Raw genomic sequence first — 23,239 nt, forward strand, 5'->3', positions numbered from 1 at the left:
GGGCCTGCCGCTTATCCAAGGCATTCCCCATGCGTTTCCTCATTCCGATGCTCATGGTGGCCGCCGCGAGCATGGCCGCCGCCGCTCCGCAAGCCTTGGAGGAACCGCATCTAAAGGTGATCCCCCGCACCGCGGAAGAGGCCGCCCGGATCGCTAAGGTCACCGCCCCCGCGACCGAATTCGACAAGCCCGAACCCTTTGAGACGAACCCGGCAGGGGCCGCCACGGTCAGCCCGCGCGGCAATGCCGATGCGTTTTCGCTGCCTTCAGGCAATATCCCTTTCGAGCGTGAGTTGGACTTCAAGGTCGGCAACGGTCTGTTCAAAAAACTCTGGGTCTCTTCGCCCTCGTCGACGCTGGCCTCTGACGGGCTGGGGCCGCTCTTCAACGCGCGTTCCTGCCAGCGCTGCCACCTGAAAGACGGGCGCGGCCATCCGCCCGAGGGGCCTCAGGATGATGCGGTGTCGATGTTCCTGCGCATCTCGGTCCCCACGCCCCCCGAAGAGGCGATGAGCGAGATCGAGGCCTTCCTGCTCTCGGTCGGCGATGAGACCCCGCGCACGCGGCCCGATCCGGTCTATGGCGGGCAATTGCAGGATTTCGGGGTGGCGGGCCATCCGGCGGAATACCGTCTGGGCGTGAGTTATGAAGAGGTGGAAGTCGCCCTGTCGGAGGGGGAGACAGCCAGCCTGCGCCGCCCGACCTACAGTGCCGAAGACCTCGGCTATGGCCCCTTGGCCGACGGCGCGATGCTCAGCCCCCGCGTCGCCCCGCCGATGATCGGCTTGGGCCTGTTGGAGGCCATTCCGGCGGCAGATATCTTGGCGCTGGCCGACCCGGAGGACGCCGATGGCGACGGCATTTCGGGCAGGGCGCAGATCGTCTGGTCCTTTGAACATGCGCGTCCGATGCTGGGCCGCTTCGGCTGGAAAGCCGGGGCGCCGACGATCCGCGAACAATCGGCCAGCGCCTTTGCGGGGGACATCGGCATTTCCTCCCCCATTTTCGACGCGGCATGGGGCGATTGCACGGCAGAGCAGACCGCCTGCCGCGCGGCACCCCATGGGGATGGTGACGACCGTGGCACCGAGATCGACGCCGAGGGGCTGGATCTGGTGACCTTCTACAGCCGCAACCTTGCCGTGCCTGCCCGACGTGATGTCGGCGCGCCTGAGGTGCTGCGCGGCAAGGCGGTGTTTCATGAGGTCGGCTGCACTTCCTGCCACCAGCCGAAATTCGTGACCGAACGGCTGGAGGATCAGCCCGAGCAGAGCTTCCAACTGATCTGGCCGATGACCGACCTTTTGCTGCATGACATGGGCGAAGGGCTGGCCGACAACCGTCCCGAGGGCCGCGCGAACGGGCGCGAATGGCGCACCGCGCCGCTTTGGGGCATTGGCTTGACCGAACAGGTCAACGGCCATACCCAATTCCTGCACGATGGGCGCGCGCGGTCACTGCTCGAAGCGGTGCTCTGGCACGGCGGCGAAGCCCAGCCCGCCCGCGATGCCGTGGTCGACATGCCCAAAGCCGACCGTGACGCCCTGATCCGCTATCTGGAGAGCCTCTGATGCGCAGCCTGCTGACCGCCACCTTCCTTCTGACTGCCGCCCCCGCCCTCGCCGGGGTAGAGGAGGTGATCCAAGATCACGCGCTGCCCGGCACCGCCCGTTTCGCCTCGGCCACGGCGGCGCTTGATGCGGCGGCGCAGGCCGATTGCACCGATGCCGCCCTGCGCCCGGCCTATCAGGAGGCTTTCGACGCATGGCTCGGCATCGCGCATCTGACCCTTGGACCGCTAGAGGAAGACGGGCGCGGGCTGGCCATCGCCTTCTGGCCCGACACGCGCGGCATGGTGGGGCGCAGCGTGGCGCGGATGGTGGCCGAAGAAGACCCGATTGCGACAAGCGGTGATTACGCCGAAGTCTCCATCGCCGCGCGCGGGCTCTTTGCGCTGGAACGGCTGCTTTATGACGATGACTTCGCGGGCTACGAGGCTGACAGCTATAGCTGCGCATTGGCCCGCGCGATGGCAGCAGATCTGGCGGAACTGGGGCGGGAGGTCGACACCGCATGGCGTGAGGACTTCGCCGCCACGCTCCGCAGCGCAGGCGAGGCGGGCAATGACCGTTTCCTCAGCCCGCGCGAGGCGTCTCAGGCGCTCTATACGGCTTTGGCAACAGGGCTGGACTTCGTCGCCGACCAACGTCTGGGCCGCCCGATGGGCCGTTTCGACTCCCCCAAACCGCAGGTGGCCGAGGCGCGCCGTTCGGGCCGCAGCCTGCGCAATGTGGTCCTGTCGCTCGAAGCATTGCATGGTCTGGCCGACACGCTGTCGGACGCGCCCACCCCCAAGACCGACGCCGCATTCGACCGCGCCTTGAGCGCCGCGCGCGCGTTGGAAGACCCCGTTTTTGCCGGAGTGGCCGATCCGATCAGCCGTATCCGGGTCGAGGCGCTGCAAAACGATGTGCGCGCCATTTCCGAGGCGGTGGGGGCAGAGATCGCCCCGGCGCTTGGCGTCTCGGTCGGGTTCAACTCGGCGGATGGGGATTGATGCCCTCGCGCCGCCATTTCCTCGCCGGTCTCGCCGCCGCGTCGAGCCTGCCGGCGATGGGCTGGGCCGCCGCCGGGAGCCCTGTCTATCTTGCCGCCGCGCGTGATCCTTCGGGGGCCTATGCGCTTTTCGGGCTGGACGGGACCGGCCACGACATTTTCCGCATTCCGCTGCCCGACCGGGGCCATGCCGCTGCCGCCCATCCCACCGCGCCCGAGGCGGTCGCCTTTGCCCGCCGTCCGGGCCGGTTCGCGCTGGTGATCGACTGCGAGAAGGGCCGTGTGGCCCATCGGCTCGACGCGCCAGAGGGGCGGCATTTCTACGGGCATGGGGCGTTTTTGCAGGGCGGGGCCATCCTCGCCACCAGTGAGAATGAGATCGACAGCGGCGAAGGGCGCATTGGCCTGTGGTCCCGCGCCGATGGCTATGCCCGGATCGGAGAGATCGCCTCGGGCGGGGTCGGCCCCCATGAAATCCGCCGCTGGGCCGAGGATGTGCTGGTTGTGGCCAATGGCGGTATCCGAACCCATCCCGACAGCGGGCGGGAAAAGTTGAACATCGACGTGATGCGGCCCAACCTGTCTTATGTCAGCTTCTCGGGCGAAGTGCTGGAGCAGGTTTCGCTGCCCGATGATCTGCATAAGAACTCGATCCGGCATCTGGCCTTGGCGCCGGACGGGCAGGTGGCTTTTGCGATGCAATGGCAGGGGGAGCCGGGCGACGGCGTGCCGCTGCTGGGGCTGCATCGTCGCGGGGAAGACCCGATCTTGGCCGAGGCCGATCTGGCCGAGCAAATCGCGATGCAGGGCTACGCGGGCAGCGTGGCATTTGCCGTCGATGGCGGGGCGGTCGGGATCACGTCACCGCGCGGCGGGCGGCTGCATGTTTTTGACAACAAGGGTTCTTTCCTTGCCAGCCATCGCCGCGCCGATGTCTGCGGGTTGGCACCGGGCCGGGGGGGCTTCGTGGCTACGGATGGGCTGGGCGGTATCCTGTCGCTGCAAGAGGCGACGCTGTCGCGGCTGACCACGGCCAAACGGGCGTGGGACAATCATTTGGTTGCCATCGACGCATAGGCGGGCGGGGGCCGTGCCCCCGCTGCATTTAGTCGGTCTTGTAGGTCGGGTGGAACAAACCACCGGGCGAGAGGGTGAAGATCTCCACCCCGTCTTCGGTCACGCCCACCGAATGTTCGAACTGTGCCGAGAGGGATTTGTCGCGGGTCACCGCGGTCCAATCGTCGGCCAAGGTCTTGGTTTCGGCGCGGCCAAGGTTCACCATCGGCTCGATGGTAAAGAACATGCCCGGCTCAAGCACAGCACCGGTGCCGGGGCGGCCATAGTGCAGCACGTTGGGCGGCGCGTGAAAGACCTGCCCCAGACCGTGACCGCAGAAGTCGGTCACGACCGACATGCGGTGGCCTTCGACAAATGTCTGGATCGCGTGGCCGATGTCTCCAAAGGTGTTGCCCGGCTTCACCGCTTCGATCCCGCGCATCAGGCTGTCGTGGGTCACGTTGATCAACCGCTCGGCCTTGCGCGACAGTTTGCCCGCCACATACATGCGGCTGGTGTCGCCGAACCAGCCATCGACGATCACGGTCACGTCGATGTTCAGGATGTCGCCGTCTTTCAGCTTCTTGTCGCTGGGGATCCCGTGGCAGACCACATGGTTCACCGAGATGCAGCTGGCGTGTTTGTAGCCCTTGTAGCCGATGGTGGCGGATTTCGCCCCGGCGGCGTTGACCTTCTCTTCGATCAGGCGGTCCAACTCTCCGGTGGTTTGACCGGGGAAGACATGCTCTGCGATCTCGTCGAGGATGGTGGCGGCGAGACGGCCCGCTGCCTGCATCCCGGCATGATCGGAAGGCTCGTAAATGCGAATGCCGTCGCGCGTCTGGCGGCCTCGGTGTGCGTTGTTCACCGCTCTCTCCATGCTTGTGTTCGCTCCTACTTAACGTGGCTTTCGGGCGAGGGCCAGAGCGGCTCAGCCCGCGAAGGGGATCGGTTGCGCCAGTGTGACGGCTTGGGGCGTGATATGGGTGCCGATGGCGTAGATTTCCAGCCCCGCCGCCCGCGCGGCATGGGAGGCGGCGGCATAGGTCGGGTCGATATCGGCAGCGAGGCGCATCTGCGAGCAATCGGTGCGCTGCACCAGATAGAGCAGCACGGCGCGGTGCCCGGCCTGCGCCATCCGCGCCAACTCGCTCAGATGTTTCGCCCCGCGGGCGGTCACGCTGTCGGGGAATTCGGCCAGCCCGGTTTCGCGTGACAGGGTGACGGATTTCACCTCGACATAGGCATCGGGCAGGCCATTGCCGCTGAGCAGGAAGTCGATGCGGGAGTTTTCGCCGTATTTCACCTCGGGCCGCACCTCGGTATAGGCGGCGAGCGGGGCGACCTCACCCGCGAGCAGCGCTGCCTTCATCGCGCGGTTGGGCAGGGCGGTGTCGACGCCAGTGAAATGGCCGTTCTCATGGTCCACCAACCGCCAGCCGTAGTTCAGCTTTTTCTTTGGATCGTCGTTCGGCTCCAGCCAGATGCGGCTGCCCGGTTCCGCCAGCCCCATCATCGAGCCGGGGTTGGCGCAATGGGCCACCACCTCTTCGCCCGTCTCCTCAAGCCTGCAATCGGCCAGAAAGCGTTTGTAGCGGCGGATCAGCCGGGCGGGGACAAGTTGGGTTTGAAAGCGCATGGGGCGCGGCCTATACCGAAGGGACGCCATCCTCAAGGAGCCGCCCCATGTCAAACCCCACCGCCGCGATGATCGTGATCGGCGACGAAATCCTCTCGGGCCGGACCCGTGACAGCAATATGCATCACCTTGCGGGGGAGTTGACGAAAGTGGGGATCGACCTGCGCGAAGTGCGCGTGGTCTCGGACGATCATGGGGCGATCATCGCCGCCGTGCAGGCGCTGTCTTCGGCCTATACCCATGTCTTCACCTCGGGCGGGATCGGGCCGACCCATGACGACATCACCGCCGATTGCATCGCCGCCGCCTTTAACCGCGACATCGACGTGCGCGACGATGCGCGCGAGATTTTGGCAGAACATTATGCCCGCGCGGGGACCGAGATGAACGCGGCGCGCCTGCGCATGGCGCGCATCCCTGAAGGCTCCGCGCTGATCGAGAACCCGGTCTCTGCCGCGCCGGGGTTTGTGGTTGAGAATGTGCATGTCATGGCCGGGGTGCCTGCGGTTTTTCAGGCGATGGTTGCCAGTGTTCTGCCGGGGCTGACCGGGGGGCAGCCGCTGATCAGTGAGACCCTGCGCATCGACCGCGGCGAGGGCGATATCGCCGGGCCACTGGGGGCGCTGGCCGAGGAATATCCGCATCTGTCCATGGGCAGCTACCCGTTTCAAAAGGACGGCGTCTTTGGCGCGCATGTGGTGATCCGGGGCAGCGATCCGGGGATGGTCGAAGCCGCAATGGCCAAGCTCAAGGCCGCCTTCGCATGAGCGAGGCGCAGGCGTTTTTCGACGCGGGTGACGCGACATGGCCCGCCGCGCGGCGCTTCGAGCACGGCCCCTGGACCCTGCGCGAAGGGCAGGGCGGCGGCAAACGGGTCTCGGCGGCGACGGCGCGCGGGGCGATAACCGACGCCGACATTCCGACCGCCGAAGCCGCGATGCGCGAGATGGACCAGCGCCCGCTGTTCATGGTGCACGCGGGGGAAGATGACCTCGACGCGCTGCTGGCCGCGCGGGGCTACGGCGTGGTCGACCCGGTCACGGTGCTGAGCGCGCCGATCACTCGGCTTACGGATGTGCCGATGCCCCCGGTCACCGCTTTTTGTATCTGGGAGCCGCTGGCGATCATGGCCGAGATCTGGGCCGCCGGAGGGGTCGGTCCCGCCCGCCTTGCCGTGATGGACCGTGCCGCGACCAAAACGGGCATTCTCGCCCGCTGGAACGAGAAACCCGCGGGGGTGGCCTTTGCCGGGGTGCACAATGATATCTGTATGGTCCACGCGGTCGAGGTGCTGCCCCATCAACAACGCCAAGGCGTGGCGACTTGGCTGATGCGGGCCGCCGCCCATTGGGGGCAGGCGCAGGGGGCCGCGCGGCTTTCGGTGCTCTGCGTCGATACCAATATCCGTGCGCAGGCGCTCTATGCCAAGCTGGGCTTTGCACCGGTCGGGCACTATCATTACCGTCAAAGCACCGAGTGAAGGATAAGCCCATGGCCAACGACATGCCCACCGCCCTTGATCTGCCGATGGTCGATCCGCTGCCAGAAGCGACGCAGAAGTATTTCGATGTCTGTCAGGAAAAGCTCGGGATGGTGCCCAATGTGCTGCGCGCCTATGCCTTTGACATCGACAAGCTGAACGCCTTTACGGGCATGTATAACGATCTGATGCTGGCTGACAGCGCGCTCAGCAAGCTTGAGCGTGAGATGATCGCGGTGGCGGTGTCTTCGGTCAACAAATGCTACTATTGCCTCGTGGCCCATGGGGCGGCGGTGCGCGAAATGTCGGGCGATCCGCAGTTGGGCGAGGCGCTGGTGATGAACTACCGGGTTGCCAAGATCAGCCCCAAACAACGCGCCATGCTGGATTTCGCCGTCAAGCTGACCGAGGCGAGCGCCAAGGTCGAAGAAGCCGACCGTCAGGCGCTGCGCGACGCAGGCTTCACCGACCGTGACATTTTCGACATCGCCAGCGTGGCGGGTTTCTTTAACATGACCAACCGGGTGGCCAGCGCCACCGACATGCGCCCCAACGACGATTACCACGCGCAGGCGCGATGAGCCGGGCGCGCGTCGTTGCGGCTCTGGTCGGGGTGCTGCTGGCGGCCCCGGCGGCGGCGCTTGAACTGGCGCTGCCCAGCACCGCGCGCCTGACGGCTGAACGCAATACCGCACCGGATCGCTATGCGGCACCGGTCGGGGTCTATGCCGAAGGGCAGGTGGCGCGGGTCAATGTGGATGGCGACCTGCGCCGCGCCGCATGGCGGATGGACACGCCGGGGCTGACCGCCTTGCAAGTGATGCGCCCGCTGCGGCGGCAGCTTGAAGAGGCGGGTTTCGACATTGTGCTCGACTGCGCGGCGCGGGAGTGCGGCGGCTTTGATTTCCGCTTTGCGATAGAGGTGCTGCCGGGGCCGAATATGTATGTGAACCTGCGGGCCTTCCACTTCATCACCGCCCTGCGACGGGGCGAGGACGGAACGCCGACCGAGGCGATCAGCATCCTTGCCAGCACGGCGGCGACCTCGGCCTATGTGCAGATCATCCAAGCCCGCAGCGGCGACGCGGCGGAGGGTGACAGCCCCCCTGTCACGCCTGCGGCTACGGGGGAGGTGCCGCTTGCCAGCGCCACGGGGGATTTTGCAGCGACGCTAAAGACCGAGGGGCATAAGGTGCTGAACCGGTTGGAGTTCGAAACCGGCACCTCCGCGCTTGGCCCCGGCCCCTTTGCGACCCTGGCGCGGCTTGCCGAATTGCTCAAGGCCGAGCCGGGTCTGCGGGTGGCGCTGGTGGGGCATACCGATGCGGTGGGCAGTCTCGACGCCAATACCGCCCTGTCGCGCAGGCGGGCAGAGGCGGTGCGGGACCGGTTGGTTGAGAGCTATGACGTGGCCCCCGACCGGCTGGAGGCGCAGGGCGCGGGCTATCTCGCGCCGCGCGACAGCAACCTGACCGAAGCGGGGCGCGAACAGAACCGGCGGGTCGAGGTGGTCGTCCTTTCGGTGCAATAGCCTAGGTCGTGACCGTCATCTGCGTGGCCAGCAGCAGGTTCGTCTCGCTGGAACTCACCCCCTGAATGCGGCGAATTTGGCCCAACACGCTGTCGAGTTCTTCGACGGTCTCCGTCCCCGTCTCGACAATCAAATCCCATTTGCCATTGGTGGCATGGATCGCCTGCACCGCGGGCATGCCTGCAAGAATGCGTTTGATCCGGTCGGTGCCCGCGCCTTCGATGGCCAAGAGCGTATGGCCCCGGATTGGGCTGTGGCGTATGTCTTCTTTCAGGATCAGCGTGAACCCCAAAATCGCGCCCGAGCTGACCAGACGCTCCACCCGCGCCCGCACCGTCACCCGCGACAGGCCGGTGGTGGCGGCCAGCGCGGAATAGGACATGCGCGCGTCGCGGCGCAGTTCCGCGATGATCTTGTTGTCGATCTCGTCCATCAGCTTCCCGTCTTTTGCACGGGGCCATGTTTACGGCAGCGCGGGCGGGCTGGCCAGTCTTTGGAGATGCGCAATTGACGACGCCCGGGAAACCCATAATCTGCCGTGGAAAGGAACACTTCCATGCAAAGCCGCGCGCCCCTGTTCACCCCGGTCCTGATGGTCGGATGTATCATCATCATGGTCAGCTTCGCCGTGCGGGCCTCCTTCGGCGTGTTCCAGATCCCCATTGCCGAGGAATTCGCATGGGCGCGCAGCGAGTTCTCCCTCGCCATCGCGATCCAAAACCTCGCTTGGGGCATCGGGCAGCCGATCTTTGGCGCGCTGGCCGAGAAGATTGGCGATAGGCGGGCGATTATCATCGGGGCGGTGGTCTATGCGGTGGGGCTGCTCTTGTCGGCCAATTCCGCGACGCCGATCGAACATCAAACCTATGCTTGGCTCGTCGGCTTCGGCATCGCGGGCACCGGGTTCGGCGTGATCCTCGCCGTTGTGGGGCGGGCGGCCTCGGACGAGAACCGCTCGATGGCGCTGGCGATTGCCACGGCGGCGGGCAGCGCGGGCCAAGTCTTCGGCGCGCCAGTGGCGGAATGGATGCTGGGCTTCATGTCCTGGCAGATGACCTTCGTGAGTTTCGCGGGGGCGATCCTGCTGATGCTGCTCACTCTGCCGATGATGCGCGCGCCCGCGATGGCGAGCCGGGCGGAGCTTGAAGAGTCGATGGGCCAGATCCTCGGCAAAGCCTTCCGCGACCCCTCCTATACGCTGATCTTCCTCGGGTTCTTCTCCTGCGGCTACCAGTTGGCCTTCATCACCGCGCATTTCCCCGCCTTCGTGACCGAGATGTGCGGCCCGATCCTAGCGGGCGGCGTGCTGCACAACATCGGCATCACCACCACCTCGGCGCTTGGCGCGGTGGCGATTTCTCTCATCGGTCTGGCCAATATCGCGGGCACGCTGCTGGCGGGCTGGGCGGGCAAGCGCTATTCCAAGAAATACCTGCTGGCGGGGATCTATGTCGGGCGCACGGTGATCGCGGCGGCCTTCATCATGTTCCCGATCACGCCGATGACGGTGATCCTGTTCTCTGTGGGCATGGGCGCGCTCTGGCTCGCCACGGTGCCGCTTACCTCCGGCCTCGTCGCGCATATCTACGGGCTGCGCTACATGGGCACGCTTTACGGCATCGTGTTCTTCAGCCACCAGTTGGGCAGTTTCCTCGGCGTTTGGCTGGGCGGGCGGATGTACGACATCTACGGCAGCTATACCGGCGTCTGGTGGGTGGGCGTGGCCGTGGGGGCTTTCAGCGCCGTGGTGCATCTGCCGATCCGCGAGAAACGGCTGGAGGGGCTGGTGACCGCTTAACGCGCGCGCCAGCGTTCGAGGATGTGGTTGGCGGTCATCAGGTCCAGATGCGCGCCGCCGCCGTTCTTGAACAGGGTGATTTCATCATCGCTCTGCCGGGTGAAGGCCGAAAGGTCGTAGTAATCCGCGATCAGGTGATCGCGGGCGATGGTGCCTGCCTCAAGCGGGATGTTGATCTCTCCGATATGGCCGATGGTGGTGTCGAAGCTGTCGACGAAGACGCGGGCGCGCAGCAGCGCCGTGTCGTCCACCTCGCGCATGTCGGGGCGGTAGGCGCCGATGAGATCGACGTGCTGGCCGGGCTGCAACCAATCGCCCTTGATCAGCGGGTCGGTCGACATGGTGGCAGAGGTGACGATATCTGCGGCGCGCACCGCCTGCTCCAGATCGGTCGCCACGTTGATCTTGAGCTCTGCGGCCATCGCCTCGGCGTTCTTGGGCGTCCGGTTCCAGACCGTGAAACGCGCCTGCGGGAAGGCCGCGGAATAGGCCGCGTGCAGCGCGCGGCCTTGGGTGCCCGCGCCGACGATCAGGATGTTCTCGCTGTCCGGTCGGGCAAGACGGCGCGCGGCCAAGAGGCTGTCACCCGCGGTCTTCCACTTGGTGACGAGGTGGAAGTCCACGATTGCGGAGAGCGTGCCGGTTTCGTCATCGAAAAGCGAGACGCCGCCGTTGACCATCGGCACCTCCCGGTCGGGGTTGCCGGGGAAGATCGTGGCGGATTTCACCGCCATGCCCAGCCCGTCGATCCATGCCGCGCGGCTTAGAAGCGTGTCCTTGCCGCGATAGAGGAAGGTGTCGCCGATCTCGGCCTTCGGCAGGTCGTGGCCCGTGGCCAGCGCATCGGTAAGCGCGATCCAATCCAGCAGCGCCTCCCCCGCGTCGAAGGAGATGTTCGGGATGTCGGTCATGCGGCCTCCTCCCGGGTCAGCAGACCGGCGGCGACCAGACGGTCGGCCCAGCCTTGTGGTCCGGTGAAATGGTGGGTTTGCCAGCCCCGCGCGGCGGCGGTGGCGATGTTGTCGGCGCGGTCGTCGGTGAAGAGCAGGGCCTCGGGCGGCAGGCCGCTGCCTTGCTCCACGGCCTCGTAGATTGAGGGCGCGGGTTTGATCATGCCGAGGTGGCCGGAAATGAAATCACGGTCGAATTCGCGCAGGAAAGGGTAATGGGTCGCGGCCAGATCATAGCTTTGGATGCCGAAGTTGGTGAGCGAGAAGACCGGGACGCCGCGCGCTTGCAGCGCATTCTTCAACCGCAGGGAGTGGTCGATCACCGGGGCGGCCATCTCGATCCAGCGGTCGTGCCAGAGGCGGATTTCATCGCCCCACTCAGGCGTCGCCTCGGCCATGGCATAGATCGTGTCGCGGAAATTCTCGCCGCTGTCGACGCGGTCGTTCATGCCGTGCAGGTCCACGGCGTCGAACATGGCGCGGCGGCGATCTTCGCCGATGACGCTGTCGTAAAACCGCTCCGGTTGCCATTCGATCAATACGTTGCCGATGTCGAAAACGACCGCCTGTGGTGTCATATCACTTGCCCTAACAATTGCTTAACGCGGGCCTACCCCCGCGCCGCCGCGCGCAGTTCCCGCTCCAATGCTTCGAGGAAACGGGAGCGGTCGGCCTTTGTAAACCCCTTGCCGCCGCCTTGGCGAAAGGGGTCGGCGGCGCGCAGGTCGGCCATCAGGTCGCGGGTGGCCAGCACGTTGCCGATGTTGCGCGCGGTCAGCGCCTCGCCGTTGTGTTTCAGCACCCTTGCCCCCGCTTCGACGCATTTGGCTGCCAGCGGGATGTCCCCCGTCACCACCACGTCACCCGGTCCGCACCGCTCGGCGATCCACATGTCGGCCACATCGGGCCCGTCGGGCACGATCACCACCTCCACCAGCGGGTTCTGCGACAGGCGCAGCCCGCCGTTGGAGACGAGGAACATCTTGATCTTGTGCCGGGTCGCCACCCGCTCGGCCTCGGCCTTCACGGGGCAGGCGTCTGCGTCGATGTAGAGCGCGGTCATGGCTCAGCCCGCGTAGAGCGCGTCGGCATGGAAGGCGACGTGATCCTCCATGAAACTCGCCACGAAGAAATAGCTGTGGTCATAGCCCCGCTGCATGCGGAAGCTGCCCTGCTGGCGTTTGGCGGCCATGGCCTCGGCCAGCGCCTCGGGCATCAAGAGGTCAAGGAACTGGTCGCTCGCCCCTTGGTCGATCAGCACCGGCCCGTCGAAGCCCTTCTCACGCATCAGGAGCGTGCTGTCGTGTTTCGTCCATGTGCTCTCGTCGGACCCGAGGTAGGCGCTGAGCTGCTTTTTGCCCCAGTCGCTCGCCGTTGGATGGGTGATCGGCGCGAAGGCCGAGACTGAGAGGAAGCGCCCCGGCAGGTTCATCGCGAGCGTCAGCGCGCCGTGCCCGCCCATGGAGTGGCCGGTGATGCCTTGACGCTCCATATCGAGGGCGAAATTTTCGCCCAGCAGGGCGGGCAACTCCTCGGCCAGATAATCCCACATCTGGTAGTGCGCCGCCCAAGGGTCTTGGATCGCGTTCACATAGAACCCCGCGCCCTTGCCAAGGTCGTAAGCGTCATCATCGGCCACAGCTTCGCCACGCGGGGAGGTGTCGGGGAAGACCAGCGCGATGCCGTGTTCCGCGGCCCAAGCCTGCGCGCCCGCCTTGGTCATGGCGTTCTCATGGGTGCAGGTCAGGCCTGAGAGATACCAGAGCACCGGGACCGGGCCGTCCTCCGCCTCGGCAGGGAGAAACAGGCCGAATGTCATGTCGCAGCCACAGGTGTCGGAGACGTGGGAGTAGACCCCCTGCGTGCCACCGAAACAGGCGTTTTCCGAGATGGTTTTCATGGCAGCGTTCCTTTCGAACTTGAGTGTGTCACAGGGCCGAGACCCAGCCTACGACAAGGCTGACGGTCACGATACTGACCGTGGTTGAAACGAGAATGGCGGCAGAGACCCGCTGAGGGGCGACGCCGTAGTGTTGGGCGAGCATATAGACATTGCCCGCGACCGGGAGAGAGGCCGTGGCGATGATGACCCCGGCTTTATACGGGTCAACGCCAAAGAGAAACAGCGCGCCGAAGGCCACGAAGAGCGGATGTAGCACAAGTTTGCAAAAGGTCAGCCAGCCCGCGATCTCAATCCGCTCGGCGGATTTTGAGGCCAGCGAGGCGCCGATGGCAAAAAGGGCACCGGGGGTGGCAGCGCCCCCGAGGATGGCCAGAAATTCGTTCAGCGGCACGGGGATCGGGATGCCGAAGCCGGACCAGAGGAACCCCAGCGTGATGGCGACGATCATCGGGTTTTTCAGCAGGCCAATCCCGACGGTTTTGAGTGTCGCCAGCCGCAACTGCCCCTCTCGGGAGCCGGTGATCAGGATCACGATGAGGCTGGAAAAGATGATCATGTCGACGGTCAGCGCCAGCAGCACGGGGCCGATGGCATCCGGCCCTAAGAGCAGCGTCAGCATCGGCACGCCCAGAAAGCCGGTGTTGCCGATCACGGCACATTGCGCCTCGATCCCATTGGTGGCCACGTCGAGCCCGCGCAAAAAGCCGACGAGGCTGGCGATGGCATAGACGAAGGCCGTCCCCCAGAGGTAGGCGGCGACAAGGCGGCTGTCCCAGACCTCGGCCAAGGACAGATTGGCGGAAAAACGGAACAGCATCGCCGAGAGGGCGAAGTAGAAGACGAATTTGGTGAGATAGGCCGTCGCTTCGGCAGAGAAGAACCGCGTGCGCCCGGCCCAGTAGCCAAGGCCGATCAGCGCAAAGAACGGCAGGGTTTTCAGGAAGATCGCGACCATGGGTCAAGCATTAGCCAGCCCGCCCTTGGGGTGCAATGGGGCAGGGGCGTGGCCTTGGCTGAACCGATCGGCACCACCCGCGCGCTCAGGCGGCTGCGGCCAGCGGGATCGCCCCGGGCGGCTCCGTGATCTCGCTGCCACAGCAGTCCTATTGGCAGGTTCCAGCAAGGGCAAAGCGCCCGGCCCTTGGCGGGGCGGGTCAGGGAGCTACCTGTTGCGGGATGGACGCCACGCGAAGAACGAGGTTTGGAATATGAGAGTATTTTTCTTGGCACCCCTAGTGCTGGCCGGTTGCGCCGAATTATCGACAGCGCCGGTGCAGAACCCGATCCCGGCCCCCGCGCCTGTGGCGACCACGCCCGCGCCGCCACCGGCTGTCTCTAAGCCATCGGCCCCTGCGCGGTCCGAAACCCCCAGCAGCCCGGCCAAGCCCAAGCCCCTGCCGGATTCGGTGGTCAATGCGGTGAATGACACCTCCAGCCCCTCTGAGGACGACGGTCAGGAAGAGCTCGCAGCCGCCGAGCGCCCGACCGACACCTGCAAAGAAGGCAGTTGGTGGGGGCTGATCGGCCGCCCGAAGTCGGCGGCGAGCATCGTTTCCGAGCCCAAGCGCGTTTATACCGAGGGCGACCCGGTGACCATGGATGCCAACCCCAACCGCACCAACATCGTGTTGGACGCGGAGGGGAAAATCGCCAAGGTCACCTGCGGCTAGGGTGTGCCCCTAGCCCTTTGGCCGATTGTCGAGAATGCGCACGGCTTTGCCCTCTGACCGGGCAACGCCGCCCACATCCATCACCTCAACCGTGACCGAGATGCCGACCGTCTGCTTGATCTGCGCCGAGAGCGCTTTGATCGCGGTGGCGCGGGCGTCGGTGGTCACGCTGGCATCGGCGCATTCGCATAGCACGCGCATCTGATCCATCCGGTCGGGGCGTGTGAGCTCGATCTGGAAATGCGGGGCAAGCCCCGGCGTCGCCATCAGCGCTTCTTCGATCTGGGTGGGGAAGACATTCACCCCGCGCAGGATGATCATGTCGTCGCTGCGGCCCGTGACCTTTTCCATCCGCCGCATGGAGCGCGCCGTGCCCGCCAGCAGACGGGTCAGGTCGCGGGTGCGGTAGCGGATGATCGGGAAAGCCTGTTTCGTGAGCGAGGTGAAGACCAACTCGCCCATTTCGCCATCCTCGACCGGGGCGCCCGTCTCGGGGTTGATGATCTCGGGGTAGAAGTGGTCTTCCCAGATGTGCAGCCCGTCCTTGGTTTCCACGCATTCCATCGACACGCCGGGGCCCATGACTTCGCTGAGCCCGTAGATGTCGACCGCATGCATGTCGAAGGCCTGCTCGATCTCCTGCCGCATGGCGTTGGTCCAAGGCTCGGCCCCGAAAATGCCGACTTCGAGCGAGGATTGACGCGGGTCGATGCCCTGTTTGGCAAACTCATCCAAGATCGACAGCGCGTAGGACGGGGTGACCGTGATGCCCTTGGGGGCGAAATCTTCGATCAGGCGCACTTGGCGCGGGGTCATCCCCCCCGAGATCGGCACGGTCGATAGGCCAAGCGCATCGGCGCCAAGGTGGATGCCCAAGCCGCCGGTGAACAGCCCATAGCCATAGGCATTGTGCAGCATGTCGCCCGGGCGCATCCCCGCCGCGCGTAGGGAGCGGGCGACGACTTGCCCCCAGTTCGCCAGATCGTCCTTGGTATAGCCCACCACGGTCGGCTGCCCGGTGGTGCCGGAGGACGCGTGAATGCGCGCCACCTGATCACGCGGCACGGCGAACATGCCAAAGGGGTAATTGTCGCGCAGGTCGGTCTTTACCGTGAAGGGAAAGCGCGAAAGATCGGAAAGCTGTTTCAGATCATCGGGATGCACGCCCGCCTCATCGAAGCTTTGCTTGTAGAAGGGCACGTTGTCATAGGCATGGCGCAGGGACCATTTCAGTCGGTCCAATTGCAGGGCGCTGATCTCGTCCCGGCTGGCGATCTCAATCGGGTCGAGCGTATCCTTCGCGGGGGTCAGGTCTTTCATCAGGTCGGCTCCTCCTCGGTAAATAGCTGGCCCTTGATGCTGCGGGAGAGCCCGCGAAACAGGGCCACGACACGGTCATCCTCGCCCGTGACGGTCACATCATAGATGCCCGACCGACCGCTGCGCGACACTTCGCGGGCGGTGGCGGTCAGCCGCTCCTCCGGCTGGCCGGGGCTGAGATAGGTGATCTGGTTCTGCTGGGCGACAGTGGTCTGGTTGTAGCTGTTGCAAGCAAAAGCAAAGGCGCTGTCGGCCAGCGTGAAGATGAAACCGCCGTGGCAAATCCCATGCCCGTTCAGCATGTCCGGGCGCACTGACATCGACAAAACCGCGCCGCCGGGGGTGACCTCGTCGATCCTCATGCCCAATCCGGCCGAGGCGGAATCTCGGGCGAACATCACCTCGGCACATTTGCGGGCGCGGGCGTCTGGGGTCATTCCGTCATGCCTTTGTGTTTCATTTTTCAGATTGGTTGCACAATTCTGTAACGCTTTCAAGAAATTTTGAGCCGCGCTTTCGGCCATGTCAGGGCTTGATTTGGCCCCCGTCAGGGTCAACTGTAAAGCCATGAGCATAGAGCCCCCATCGCCAATCACGGCTTTCGAGCGCCCTGCCGAACAGGTCGCTTTCCACCGCACCGAACTGTCGCTGATCCTATCGCTCTACGGGCGTATGGTCGCGGCGGGGGAGTGGCGGGACTACGGGATTTCGCACCTTAAGGACGTGGCCGTCTTTTCGGTCTTTCGGCGCACGGCTGAGATACCGCTTTACCGGATCGAAAAACGGCCCAAGCTGCGCAATCGGCAGGGGATGTATGCAGTGGTCGGCACCGGCGGGCAGGTGCTGCGCCGGGGCCATGATCTGAAGGCCGTGCTGCGCGTGTTGGAGCGCAAGCTGATCCGCGCGGTGGATTAAACGCCGGGGCGGCGATGTGCGGTGACCGGCCCGTCACCGCCCGCTTCGATCCGGGCGATGGCCTCGGCGATGTTTTCATAGCTCACGGCCATGGCGTGGGCATTGGCGTGGATCATCGTCTCGCCGTCCACCACCAGCGCGACATGGCCTTTCCAGAACAACAGATCATTGCGCTGATAGGCGTCGCTGACGGGGGCGCCCACGGTCTTTTCCTGCTGGTCGCTGTCACCGGGGCAGGGGATGCCGCAGGCCAGCAGCGCCGCTTGAACAAGGCCCGAACAATCGATCCCCCAACGGCTGTTGCCGCCCCAGAGATAGGGCGTGCCAATGAACAGCGCCGCGATCTGCGCCGGGTCGGCCTCTCGGCTCTCGACGGGTGCAAGATGGCCCAGCGGAATGTGCCCCTGCGGGGTTTCGGCGAAATCCTTGGTCTCTGCCGTGACTGTGACGCGCGCAGCGTAGCTGAGGCTCAGCAGGTCCGGCGATTTCAGATCGGCGTCGCGATAGGCATGGGTGGCAGGCACGCAGACGCGATGCGTGGCCTTGCACGGGGTGCCGAGGGTGCTTTGCAGAACATGCCCGCAATAGCCATCTTTCTCGGCCTTCACATAGGCCCAGCCCGACGCCTCATGCAGCACGGTCACCTGCTCGCCGAACAACAACTGCCGGTCGCGTGGCCCGTCAGGGCGGCGGCAGAGGTCGGCCACCGGCACCGCCACCTGCGCGGGGCGGTTCTGGGTCGCCAGTGCCGGGTCCGGGGTGAGACGCGGATCGCTCATGGTTTCAGCAAGGCGGGCAGGGCGGCATAGATCGCGCGGGTGCCTTGGCCGGTGCCGCCTTTTGGGCGGGCGGGGGCGTCGGCAGGTTGCCAGCCGTAGATGTCGAAATGCGCGTATTTGCTGTCGGTCACAAAGCGGCGCAGGAAGAGCGCGGCGGTGATCGACCCGGCAAAGCCGCCCTTGGGCGCGTTGTCGAGGTCGGCGATGCCGGGCTCGATCAGCGCCTCGTAGGCGTCGTGGAATGGCATCCGCCAGACCGGATCGGCAGACCCGGCCGCGGCGCTTTCCAAGGCCGAGACGAAGGCGGCGTCGTCACTGTAGTAGGGCGCGAGGTCCGGCCCCACGGCCACCCGCGCGGCCCCGGTGAGTGTCGCCATCGAGATGATCTGATCGGGCTTGTCCTCATCCGCCAGCGCCAGCGCATCGGCCAGCACCAGACGCCCTTCGGCATCGGTGTTGTTGATCTCAACCGTCAGCCCCTTGCGCGAGGTCAGGATGTCGCCGGGGCGGAAGGCATTGCCCGAGACGGAGTTCTCTACCGCCGGGATCAGTACGCGCAGCTGCACCTCCATGCCGGTGGCCATGATCATATGCGCCAGCCCCAGCACGGCGGCGGCCCCGCCCATGTCCTTTTTCATCAGCGCCATCGACGCGCCGGGCTTGAGGTTCAGCCCGCCGGTGTCAAAACAGACGCCCTTGCCCACCAGCGTCAGCTTTGGCCCCGCCTCGCCCCATGCCATGTCGATCAGGCGCGGCACGCGGTCGGCGGCGCGGCCCACGGTGTGGATCATCGGCAGGTTGTTTTCCAGAAGGGCATCGCCGGTGGTCACCTCGATCTGCGCGCCATGCCGCTCGGCCAGTTTGCGCGCGGCGGCTTCAAGGTCGGGCGGCCCCATGTCGGAGGCGGGTGTGTTGATCAGGTCGCGGGTCAGCATCTCACCCGTGGCCAGCGCGGTGATCTGTTCGGCGTCGACCCCCTCGGGCGCGACGAGGCGGGCGGTCAGCGGGGACTGCTCGCGGTAGCGGTCAAATCGGTAACCCGCCAGCAGCCAGCCAAGCGCCTCTGTCGCCGCCTGATCCTCGGGCAGGCCGCTTTCGATCCGGTAATCCCCGGCAGGAAGCTTGGCTGCAGCGGCGGCGAGGTGAAAGCGGCTCCGGCGGCGGGCAGCCTCGGACCCGTAGCCCGCCAGTGCCATCACCGGCGCGCCCTCGGCACCCGGCACGACAAGCGCCTGACCAAGGCCGCCCGCAAAGCCGCTGGCCTTCACCCATGCCTGCACCGCGCCGGGCTGATCGGCAAGCCAGCCTTCAAGCGCGGTCTCGCTCAAGACATGAAGCGGCAGGGCATTGGCGGAGGAGGTGGCGAATTCGGCGGACATGACAAACCTTTGCAAATCTGGATTTGCGCGCAGCCTACCTTTTCCATCGCCACCCGCAAGCGATCAGATCGTGATCTCGGGCAAGTCCCATATCGCGGTCAGCGACCGTTCGCCGTTGCGGATCAGCCGCGACAGCGTGGCTGCCGTGGCGATGTCATCCCCGTCGTCGATACAGACCATCACATCCGCCGCCACCCGGGCGACGAGCGCCATGCCGATTTGATCGGCGATGGCGATCAGGCGGTGCACGCTTTTGCGCAGGCCGGCGCGGTCTTGGCCCTCATGGAGCCTTTTGCAATGGGACAGGCGCAGGGCCAATTCCTCCATCGCGCGGCAGAGAACATCTTCGGCCCCCACCTCACCCAGTTGTGTGTAGAGCAGCGCCAGCCGCTCTTGATCGACGCAGACCTGTTCGGTCGGGCGAATTTGCATAAGTTGCATTCCAGTCATCCTTCGATCGCCCCCACGGCCTAAGGGCAATATGGCGCGTGAAGGTGTGCAAAGGGTTGCGATGATTGTGCCTTTTCTCTCGAATTCGTATGGCATTTGCGCTATCTGCGCTAAAACCGCATTTCGCATTAGGGGACGTTTACACATGGACAAGGCCAAGGCTCTGCCGTCGTATCTGTTGCAACGCTATCAGGGGTGGAAGGCGACCGGCTATGCCGAGAACCAAACATGGTATCGCCGATTGGCCGCCGAGGGGCAGCGCCCGCGTGCGATGGTGATCTCCTGCTGCGACAGCCGCGTGCATGTGACCTCGATCTTCGGGGCGGATCAGGGGGAGTTCTTTATCCACCGCAACATCGCCAACCTTGTCCCGCCCTATGAGCCGGATGGCAAGCAGCACGGCACCTCGGCGGCGGTGGAATATGCTGTCAACGCGCTGAAGGTCGCGCATCTGATCGTGCTGGGCCATTCCAGTTGCGGCGGCGTGGCGGGTTGCATCGAAATGTGCAAAGGCAACGCGCCCGAGCTTGAGAACCAAGACAGTTTCGTGGGCCGCTGGATGGACCTGCTGCGCCCGAAATACGAGACGGTGGAAAAGGTCGAAGACCCAGCGGAGCAGCAGCTTTTGCTGGAGCGTCAGGCGGTGCTAACCTCGCTCGAAAACCTGATGACCTTCCCGTGGATCAAGGAAAAGGTCGAAGACGGCACGCTGAGCCTACACGGCCTGTGGACTGACATCGGCGAGGGCAGCTTGGAATATTACGACGCCAAGGCGCAGAAATTCGAGCCGGTCTGACGCTCGCGCAGACAGATGGCAGAGACGAAAAAGGGGGCCGCTTGGCCCCCTTTCTTATTCCTAGACTGTGGCTGAACCTCAGCCCTTTTTCAGCACTTCGCGGCCCAGCAGTTCGGCGATCTGTACGGCGTTCAGGGCGGCACCCTTGCGCAGGTTGTCGCTGACGCACCACAGGTTGATGCCGTTGTCGATGGTGCTGTCCTGACGGATGCGGCTGATGAAGGTGGCGAAATCGCCGACGCATTCCACCGGCGTGACGTAGCCGCCGTCTTCGCGCTTGTCGATCACCATGATGCCCGGCGCTTCGCGCAGGATGTCGCGGGCTTCGGCCTCATCAAGGTGGTCTTCGAATTCGATGTTGATCGATTCCGCATGGCCCACGAAAACCGGCACGCGCACGCAGGTCGCGGTGACCTTGATCGACGGATCGACGATCTTCTTGGTCTCGGCGACCATCTTCCATTCTTCCTTGGTCGACCCGTCTTCGAGGAAGACGTCGATATGCGGAATCACGTTAAAGGCGATCTGCTTGGGGTAGACCTTGGCCTCGTAATTGTCGGTCGGGTTGTAGACCGATTTGGTCTGGTCCCAAAGCTCGTCGATCGCCTCTTTGCCCGAGCCGGAAACCGACTGGTAGGTCGAGACGACGACGCGCTTGATCTTGGCGCGGTCATGCAGCGGCTTCAGCGCCACGACCATCTGCGCGGTGGAGCAGTTGGGGTTGGCGATGATGTTCTTCTTGGAATAGCCGTGCACGTCTTCGGGGTTCACCTCCGGCACGATCAGCGGCACTTCGTTGTCGTAGCGGTAGAGCGAAGAGTTATCGATCACCACGCAGCCCGCTTTGGCAGCGGCAGGCGCGTATTTCTTGGTGGCCTCGGAGCCCACGGCAAAGAGCGCCATGTCCCAGCCGGTGAAATCGAAAGTGTCGAGGTCTTTGGTCTTGAGGGTCTTGTCTCCGAAGGTGATCTCAGTCCCGAGCGAACGGCGGCTGGCAAGGGCCACGATCTCGTCCACGGGGAACTGACGCTCCGCAAGGATGTTCAACATTTCACGGCCCACATTGCCTGTGGCACCGACGACGGCGACGCGATAACCCATCTGATTACTCCAGTCTGTCCAATTTAATTTGACGCCATTTAACGTGCCTGCGGGGCATTGGCTAGGGCCAGCCGCGTGAGGGCGGGGCAGGGCGGTGCTTAGCCGGGGTCAGAGAACCTTGATCACGTCCTTGTTGATCGCCAGCATATAGCCGCGCCGGGCGATGTTCTTGACCAGCAGTTCCGACACCAGCTGGTTGCCAAGCGTGTCGCGCAGGCGTTTGATCCGCGTGGCGCCCGCGGCCTCATCACAGTCGGCAGGGCTGCGGCCCGAGATCATGCCTTCGATCTCGGAGCCCGACAGCACGTCGTCATCCATCCGCGCCTCGGCAAGGACCGACATCGTCTCCATCGCGGCGGCGGTCAGTTTGAAGCCGAGGTTGTTGAGATAGACGGTATTCTCTTCCCGGCTGATCAGCAGAGAGTTCACTTGAATGCCCGTCCGCTCGATCTGGGCCATGCGGCGGTTGAAGCCGATCAGCATGAACAGAAACACCATCGCCGCGACCAGCATGGCGCTGGCAAAGACCAAAAGCACCACGATCACGATGCGATAGCTGGCCAAAGTCTCGGAAAAGGCGGTGCCGGACTGGGCGAGGATTTCCAGCAGCTTGATCTCGGCCTGGGTGGTCAGATCGTCGTTTTCGATAAAGATCCGCTCGACCCGGGCGTTAAAGACGTTCGCATCCGGCAGCGCCCAAAGCAGGACAAGCGCCCCTACCAAAAGCACGGCGACCACGGCGGCGATGCCGCCGATCACGAAACGCCCGCCAAATCTGCGCATGTCAGAAGCGGAGGTAGAATGTTCCTGCACTGTCTTTCCTTTGATCCAAGCCTTCGTCACCGAAAACAGACAGCACATTCAACAATGTCCAGCCCTCCGCTGCAAGACGCGGCGTGAGTTCGGTTTCGGCGGAGGCTGGCTCACAGGCCCCGGAGATCTGCGCCACCCCATAGTGAAGGCGCAGCGGATTGTCTTGCTTGGCCTTGTAATCGGCAAAGCATCCGGCTGTTGCCGCGGCGGGCAGGGCCAGAACGACCGCTAGTGCGGTCAGCAAGGAGAGACATGGGTTTTTCATATGTTTTTAATGCGCTTTTGCCCGCTGATATTCAATAACCAAGGCGTTTTGAGCGTCTTGTTATTGGATAACGACCCCCTGTTATTGCCTGTCTTTGGCCCTCATCCCAATTTGGTGGCACCAACAGACACACGAACCGATACGCGGCCCCCGAGTTATGGCCGCAGAGGATCAAGGGCGCAGCAAAACGCGCCGATAACGAGAAGGGACCAGACCCATGTACCGCAAGTTCATTGCTACCATCGCCGCCCTGTCGGTTGCCATCACCGCCTTTGGCGCCCGCCCGGCTGCTGCCGATGAAAAAGAGGTGCTGCGCACGCTCGCCGCGATTGCGGGTGTCGCGATCGTGGGCAAGATGATCTACGACAACAACAAAGAGCGCAAAGAGCGTGAGACCGTGACCCGCCGCCGCGCCGCGCCGGTCTATGAGGCGCCCCGGTATTACCCCACGGTTTCCAAGCGACCCCATCCGCGCCCCTATGTTAACCCGCGCCCCGCGCCGCGTCGCGGCGACTGGACCCGCCCTGAGCGCGACCGTACCACCTACCCTGAGCGCGAAGTGCGCCCCCTGCCTGAGCGCGTGGACCGCAAGCTGCTGCCGCAGCAGTGCTTCCGCAGCTATGAGGGCGATGAGGGCAAGGTCATGATGTTTGGCGAGCCCTGCCTTGAGAAAAATTACTCCTATGCCGATCGCCTGCCCCGCTACTGCGCCAAACGCGTCAGTACCGCCGAGGGCGCGCGCTATGGCTATGACGCCCGCTGTCTGCGCGACTCGGGTTACAGCTTGGCGCGTCGGTAAATCCGGCGTGCCTTGACCGAGCGGCACGTCCCTGTCGCT

Annotated in this window: 28 protein-coding genes; 12 read left to right on the plus strand and 16 right to left on the minus strand. The window is 64.7% G+C overall.

Going from position 1 to position 23,239, the window contains the following annotated elements:
- The first annotated feature begins 29 nt into the window (after positions 1 to 29).
- The 3 genes from ACGYK2_RS14405 to ACGYK2_RS14415 are packed head-to-tail and all read left to right on the plus strand — an operon-like array spanning position 30 to position 3,633.
- Complete coding sequence (locus ACGYK2_RS14405; RefSeq protein ID WP_394374324.1) at positions 30 to 1,571, plus strand: di-heme oxidoredictase family protein; 1,542 nt, start codon at positions 30 to 32, stop codon at positions 1,569 to 1,571.
- Positions 1,571 to 2,557, plus strand: a complete 987-nt coding sequence (locus ACGYK2_RS14410) for an imelysin family protein (RefSeq protein ID WP_271688801.1) — start codon at positions 1,571 to 1,573, stop codon at positions 2,555 to 2,557. Before ACGYK2_RS14405 ends, ACGYK2_RS14410 begins: the two co-directional genes overlap by 1 nt.
- Positions 2,557 to 3,633 carry a DUF1513 domain-containing protein gene (locus tag ACGYK2_RS14415; protein WP_271688802.1) on the plus strand — a complete coding sequence of 359 codons (1,077 nt, stop codon included), beginning with the start codon at positions 2,557 to 2,559 and terminating at the stop codon, positions 3,631 to 3,633. The genes ACGYK2_RS14410 and ACGYK2_RS14415 overlap by 1 nt, the downstream gene beginning before the upstream one ends.
- Before the next feature lie 28 nt (positions 3,634 to 3,661).
- Here the strand turns inward: ACGYK2_RS14415 and map are convergent, their stop codons facing one another.
- Both map and sfsA read right to left on the minus strand, forming a co-directional pair.
- Entirely contained in the window at positions 3,662 to 4,492 is an 831-nt protein-coding gene (map, locus tag ACGYK2_RS14420; protein ID WP_271688803.1) for a type I methionyl aminopeptidase, read from the minus strand.
- Positions 4,493 to 4,543: 51 nt separating this feature from the next.
- Positions 4,544 to 5,251, minus strand: a complete 708-nt coding sequence (sfsA, locus tag ACGYK2_RS14425; RefSeq protein ID WP_271688804.1) for a DNA/RNA nuclease SfsA — start codon at positions 5,249 to 5,251, stop codon at positions 4,544 to 4,546.
- Positions 5,252 to 5,298: 47 nt separating this feature from the next.
- Between sfsA and ACGYK2_RS14430 the strand changes: the two genes are divergently transcribed.
- From ACGYK2_RS14430 to ACGYK2_RS14445, 4 genes are read left to right on the plus strand one after another with little or no spacing between them, the layout of a single operon-like run.
- Complete coding sequence (locus ACGYK2_RS14430) at positions 5,299 to 6,018, plus strand: molybdopterin-binding protein (RefSeq protein WP_271688805.1); 720 nt, start codon at positions 5,299 to 5,301, stop codon at positions 6,016 to 6,018.
- The gene (locus ACGYK2_RS14435; RefSeq protein WP_271688806.1) at positions 6,015 to 6,731 is read left to right on the plus strand and encodes a GNAT family N-acetyltransferase; all 717 of its coding nucleotides are present in this window, start codon (positions 6,015 to 6,017) and stop codon (positions 6,729 to 6,731) included. The genes ACGYK2_RS14430 and ACGYK2_RS14435 overlap by 4 nt, the downstream gene beginning before the upstream one ends.
- Before the next feature lie 11 nt (positions 6,732 to 6,742).
- Positions 6,743 to 7,312 (plus strand): peroxidase-related enzyme, encoded by a 570-nt coding sequence (locus ACGYK2_RS14440; protein WP_271688807.1) that lies wholly within the window; start codon positions 6,743 to 6,745, stop codon positions 7,310 to 7,312.
- Positions 7,309 to 8,262, plus strand: coding sequence for an OmpA family protein (locus tag ACGYK2_RS14445; protein WP_271688808.1), 954 nt, complete (start codon positions 7,309 to 7,311; stop codon positions 8,260 to 8,262). Before ACGYK2_RS14440 ends, ACGYK2_RS14445 begins: the two co-directional genes overlap by 4 nt.
- 1 nt (position 8,263) lies before the next feature.
- Here the strand turns inward: ACGYK2_RS14445 and ACGYK2_RS14450 are convergent, their stop codons facing one another.
- Positions 8,264 to 8,695 (minus strand): Lrp/AsnC family transcriptional regulator, encoded by a 432-nt coding sequence (locus ACGYK2_RS14450; RefSeq protein ID WP_271688809.1) that lies wholly within the window; start codon positions 8,693 to 8,695, stop codon positions 8,264 to 8,266.
- Positions 8,696 to 8,818: 123 nt separating this feature from the next.
- On the opposite strand from ACGYK2_RS14450, the gene ACGYK2_RS14455 reads away from it, so the two are divergent.
- Positions 8,819 to 10,060, plus strand: a complete 1,242-nt coding sequence (locus tag ACGYK2_RS14455) for an MFS transporter (protein ID WP_276154390.1) — start codon at positions 8,819 to 8,821, stop codon at positions 10,058 to 10,060.
- Here the strand turns inward: ACGYK2_RS14455 and ACGYK2_RS14460 are convergent.
- Genes ACGYK2_RS14460 through ACGYK2_RS14480 form a run of 5 tightly spaced genes read right to left on the minus strand, consistent with a single transcriptional unit; the run spans position 10,057 to position 13,868 of the window.
- On the minus strand, positions 10,057 to 10,971 hold the full coding sequence (locus ACGYK2_RS14460; protein WP_271688811.1) for an ornithine cyclodeaminase family protein: 915 nt from the start codon (positions 10,969 to 10,971) through the stop codon (positions 10,057 to 10,059). The genes ACGYK2_RS14455 and ACGYK2_RS14460 overlap by 4 nt on opposite strands.
- Positions 10,968 to 11,588 carry an HAD family phosphatase gene (locus ACGYK2_RS14465; protein ID WP_271688812.1) on the minus strand — a complete coding sequence of 207 codons (621 nt, stop codon included), beginning with the start codon at positions 11,586 to 11,588 and terminating at the stop codon, positions 10,968 to 10,970. Before ACGYK2_RS14465 ends, ACGYK2_RS14460 begins: the two co-directional genes overlap by 4 nt.
- A gap of 32 nt (positions 11,589 to 11,620) precedes the next feature.
- Complete coding sequence (locus ACGYK2_RS14470; protein WP_209218498.1) at positions 11,621 to 12,073, minus strand: YaiI/YqxD family protein; 453 nt, start codon at positions 12,071 to 12,073, stop codon at positions 11,621 to 11,623.
- Between the two features lie 3 nt (positions 12,074 to 12,076).
- Positions 12,077 to 12,910 (minus strand): S-formylglutathione hydrolase, encoded by an 834-nt coding sequence (gene fghA, locus ACGYK2_RS14475; RefSeq protein WP_271688813.1) that lies wholly within the window; start codon positions 12,908 to 12,910, stop codon positions 12,077 to 12,079.
- A 28-nt stretch (positions 12,911 to 12,938) separates the two neighbouring features.
- Entirely contained in the window at positions 12,939 to 13,868 is a 930-nt protein-coding gene (locus tag ACGYK2_RS14480) for an AEC family transporter (protein ID WP_271688814.1), read from the minus strand.
- Between the two features lie 253 nt (positions 13,869 to 14,121).
- On the opposite strand from ACGYK2_RS14480, the gene ACGYK2_RS14485 reads away from it, so the two are divergent.
- The gene (locus ACGYK2_RS14485) at positions 14,122 to 14,583 is read left to right on the plus strand and encodes an I78 family peptidase inhibitor (protein WP_271688816.1); all 462 of its coding nucleotides are present in this window, start codon (positions 14,122 to 14,124) and stop codon (positions 14,581 to 14,583) included.
- Between the two features lie 9 nt (positions 14,584 to 14,592).
- Here ACGYK2_RS14485 and paaK read toward each other — a convergent pair whose 3' ends face one another.
- Positions 14,593 to 15,903: a phenylacetate--CoA ligase PaaK gene (gene paaK / locus ACGYK2_RS14490; RefSeq protein WP_271688817.1), complete on the minus strand. Its 1,311-nt coding sequence runs from the start codon at positions 15,901 to 15,903 to the stop codon at positions 14,593 to 14,595.
- On the minus strand, positions 15,903 to 16,340 hold the full coding sequence (paaI, locus tag ACGYK2_RS14495; protein WP_067266022.1) for a hydroxyphenylacetyl-CoA thioesterase PaaI: 438 nt from the start codon (positions 16,338 to 16,340) through the stop codon (positions 15,903 to 15,905). The genes paaK and paaI overlap by 1 nt, the downstream gene beginning before the upstream one ends.
- 130 nt (positions 16,341 to 16,470) lie before the next feature.
- Between paaI and ACGYK2_RS14500 the strand changes: the two genes are divergently transcribed.
- Complete coding sequence (locus ACGYK2_RS14500; protein ID WP_209218493.1) at positions 16,471 to 16,818, plus strand: DUF2794 domain-containing protein; 348 nt, start codon at positions 16,471 to 16,473, stop codon at positions 16,816 to 16,818.
- On the opposite strand, the gene ACGYK2_RS14505 is transcribed toward ACGYK2_RS14500, so the two are convergent.
- The 3 genes from ACGYK2_RS14505 to ACGYK2_RS14515 all read right to left on the minus strand — a co-directional run bounded on the left by ACGYK2_RS14505 (position 16,815) and on the right by ACGYK2_RS14515 (position 19,417).
- A complete protein-coding gene (locus ACGYK2_RS14505) occupies positions 16,815 to 17,597 on the minus strand; it encodes a C40 family peptidase (protein ID WP_271688818.1) in 783 nt (260 codons plus the stop codon). The two genes, ACGYK2_RS14500 and ACGYK2_RS14505, sit on opposite strands and share 4 nt — an antisense overlap.
- Positions 17,594 to 18,976: a M17 family metallopeptidase gene (locus ACGYK2_RS14510; RefSeq protein ID WP_271688819.1), complete on the minus strand. Its 1,383-nt coding sequence runs from the start codon at positions 18,974 to 18,976 to the stop codon at positions 17,594 to 17,596. Before ACGYK2_RS14510 ends, ACGYK2_RS14505 begins: the two co-directional genes overlap by 4 nt.
- A gap of 63 nt (positions 18,977 to 19,039) precedes the next feature.
- Positions 19,040 to 19,417 carry a hypothetical protein gene (locus ACGYK2_RS14515; protein WP_271688820.1) on the minus strand — a complete coding sequence of 126 codons (378 nt, stop codon included), beginning with the start codon at positions 19,415 to 19,417 and terminating at the stop codon, positions 19,040 to 19,042.
- 154 nt (positions 19,418 to 19,571) lie between these two features.
- Here ACGYK2_RS14515 and ACGYK2_RS14520 point away from each other — a divergent pair, with 154 nt between their 5' ends.
- Entirely contained in the window at positions 19,572 to 20,222 is a 651-nt protein-coding gene (locus ACGYK2_RS14520; RefSeq protein ID WP_209218489.1) for a carbonic anhydrase, read from the plus strand.
- 78 nt (positions 20,223 to 20,300) lie between these two features.
- Here ACGYK2_RS14520 and ACGYK2_RS14525 read toward each other — a convergent pair whose 3' ends face one another.
- The 3 genes from ACGYK2_RS14525 to ACGYK2_RS14535 form a co-directional block, all read right to left on the minus strand.
- Positions 20,301 to 21,323 carry an aspartate-semialdehyde dehydrogenase gene (locus ACGYK2_RS14525; protein WP_067266005.1) on the minus strand — a complete coding sequence of 341 codons (1,023 nt, stop codon included), beginning with the start codon at positions 21,321 to 21,323 and terminating at the stop codon, positions 20,301 to 20,303.
- Between the two features lie 108 nt (positions 21,324 to 21,431).
- Positions 21,432 to 22,106: a hypothetical protein gene (locus tag ACGYK2_RS14530; protein ID WP_082852096.1), complete on the minus strand. Its 675-nt coding sequence runs from the start codon at positions 22,104 to 22,106 to the stop codon at positions 21,432 to 21,434.
- A gap of 1 nt (position 22,107) precedes the next feature.
- On the minus strand, positions 22,108 to 22,401 hold the full coding sequence (locus ACGYK2_RS14535; protein WP_271688821.1) for a hypothetical protein: 294 nt from the start codon (positions 22,399 to 22,401) through the stop codon (positions 22,108 to 22,110).
- Between the two features lie 217 nt (positions 22,402 to 22,618).
- Here ACGYK2_RS14535 and ACGYK2_RS14540 point away from each other — a divergent pair, with 217 nt between their 5' ends.
- A complete protein-coding gene (locus tag ACGYK2_RS14540) occupies positions 22,619 to 23,200 on the plus strand; it encodes a hypothetical protein (protein WP_394374325.1) in 582 nt (193 codons plus the stop codon).
- The last annotated feature ends 39 nt before the right edge of the window (positions 23,201 to 23,239 follow it).

The organism is Sulfitobacter sp. 1A10359, from assembly GCF_043558145.1.
In the GTDB taxonomy this organism is placed as follows: Bacteria; Pseudomonadota; Alphaproteobacteria; order Rhodobacterales; family Rhodobacteraceae; genus Sulfitobacter; species Sulfitobacter faviae.

Excerpts from the sequence above, each read along its gene's own strand:
- ACGYK2_RS14405 (WP_394374324.1), top strand. The coding sequence starts at position 30 with ATGCGTTTCCTCATTCCGATGCTCATGGTGGCCGCCGCGAGCATGGCC.
- ACGYK2_RS14410 (WP_271688801.1), top strand. The coding sequence starts at position 1,571 with ATGCGCAGCCTGCTGACCGCCACCTTCCTTCTGACTGCCGCCCCCGCC.
- ACGYK2_RS14415 (WP_271688802.1), top strand. The coding sequence starts at position 2,557 with ATGCCCTCGCGCCGCCATTTCCTCGCCGGTCTCGCCGCCGCGTCGAGC.
- map (WP_271688803.1), bottom strand. The coding sequence starts at position 4,492 with ATGGAGAGAGCGGTGAACAACGCACACCGAGGCCGCCAGACGCGCGAC.
- sfsA (WP_271688804.1), bottom strand. The coding sequence starts at position 5,251 with ATGCGCTTTCAAACCCAACTTGTCCCCGCCCGGCTGATCCGCCGCTAC.
- ACGYK2_RS14430 (WP_271688805.1), top strand. The coding sequence starts at position 5,299 with ATGTCAAACCCCACCGCCGCGATGATCGTGATCGGCGACGAAATCCTC.
- ACGYK2_RS14435 (WP_271688806.1), top strand. The coding sequence starts at position 6,015 with ATGAGCGAGGCGCAGGCGTTTTTCGACGCGGGTGACGCGACATGGCCC.
- ACGYK2_RS14440 (WP_271688807.1), top strand. The coding sequence starts at position 6,743 with ATGGCCAACGACATGCCCACCGCCCTTGATCTGCCGATGGTCGATCCG.
- ACGYK2_RS14445 (WP_271688808.1), top strand. The coding sequence starts at position 7,309 with ATGAGCCGGGCGCGCGTCGTTGCGGCTCTGGTCGGGGTGCTGCTGGCG.
- ACGYK2_RS14450 (WP_271688809.1), bottom strand. The coding sequence starts at position 8,695 with ATGGACGAGATCGACAACAAGATCATCGCGGAACTGCGCCGCGACGCG.
- ACGYK2_RS14455 (WP_276154390.1), top strand. The coding sequence starts at position 8,819 with ATGCAAAGCCGCGCGCCCCTGTTCACCCCGGTCCTGATGGTCGGATGT.
- ACGYK2_RS14460 (WP_271688811.1), bottom strand. The coding sequence starts at position 10,971 with ATGACCGACATCCCGAACATCTCCTTCGACGCGGGGGAGGCGCTGCTG.
- ACGYK2_RS14465 (WP_271688812.1), bottom strand. The coding sequence starts at position 11,588 with ATGACACCACAGGCGGTCGTTTTCGACATCGGCAACGTATTGATCGAA.
- ACGYK2_RS14470 (WP_209218498.1), bottom strand. The coding sequence starts at position 12,073 with ATGACCGCGCTCTACATCGACGCAGACGCCTGCCCCGTGAAGGCCGAG.
- fghA (WP_271688813.1), bottom strand. The coding sequence starts at position 12,910 with ATGAAAACCATCTCGGAAAACGCCTGTTTCGGTGGCACGCAGGGGGTC.
- ACGYK2_RS14480 (WP_271688814.1), bottom strand. The coding sequence starts at position 13,868 with ATGGTCGCGATCTTCCTGAAAACCCTGCCGTTCTTTGCGCTGATCGGC.
- ACGYK2_RS14485 (WP_271688816.1), top strand. The coding sequence starts at position 14,122 with ATGAGAGTATTTTTCTTGGCACCCCTAGTGCTGGCCGGTTGCGCCGAA.
- paaK (WP_271688817.1), bottom strand. The coding sequence starts at position 15,903 with ATGAAAGACCTGACCCCCGCGAAGGATACGCTCGACCCGATTGAGATC.
- paaI (WP_067266022.1), bottom strand. The coding sequence starts at position 16,340 with ATGACCCCAGACGCCCGCGCCCGCAAATGTGCCGAGGTGATGTTCGCC.
- ACGYK2_RS14500 (WP_209218493.1), top strand. The coding sequence starts at position 16,471 with ATGAGCATAGAGCCCCCATCGCCAATCACGGCTTTCGAGCGCCCTGCC.
- ACGYK2_RS14505 (WP_271688818.1), bottom strand. The coding sequence starts at position 17,597 with ATGAGCGATCCGCGTCTCACCCCGGACCCGGCACTGGCGACCCAGAAC.
- ACGYK2_RS14510 (WP_271688819.1), bottom strand. The coding sequence starts at position 18,976 with ATGTCCGCCGAATTCGCCACCTCCTCCGCCAATGCCCTGCCGCTTCAT.
- ACGYK2_RS14515 (WP_271688820.1), bottom strand. The coding sequence starts at position 19,417 with ATGCAACTTATGCAAATTCGCCCGACCGAACAGGTCTGCGTCGATCAA.
- ACGYK2_RS14520 (WP_209218489.1), top strand. The coding sequence starts at position 19,572 with ATGGACAAGGCCAAGGCTCTGCCGTCGTATCTGTTGCAACGCTATCAG.
- ACGYK2_RS14525 (WP_067266005.1), bottom strand. The coding sequence starts at position 21,323 with ATGGGTTATCGCGTCGCCGTCGTCGGTGCCACAGGCAATGTGGGCCGT.
- ACGYK2_RS14530 (WP_082852096.1), bottom strand. The coding sequence starts at position 22,106 with ATGCGCAGATTTGGCGGGCGTTTCGTGATCGGCGGCATCGCCGCCGTG.
- ACGYK2_RS14535 (WP_271688821.1), bottom strand. The coding sequence starts at position 22,401 with ATGAAAAACCCATGTCTCTCCTTGCTGACCGCACTAGCGGTCGTTCTG.
- ACGYK2_RS14540 (WP_394374325.1), top strand. The coding sequence starts at position 22,619 with ATGTACCGCAAGTTCATTGCTACCATCGCCGCCCTGTCGGTTGCCATC.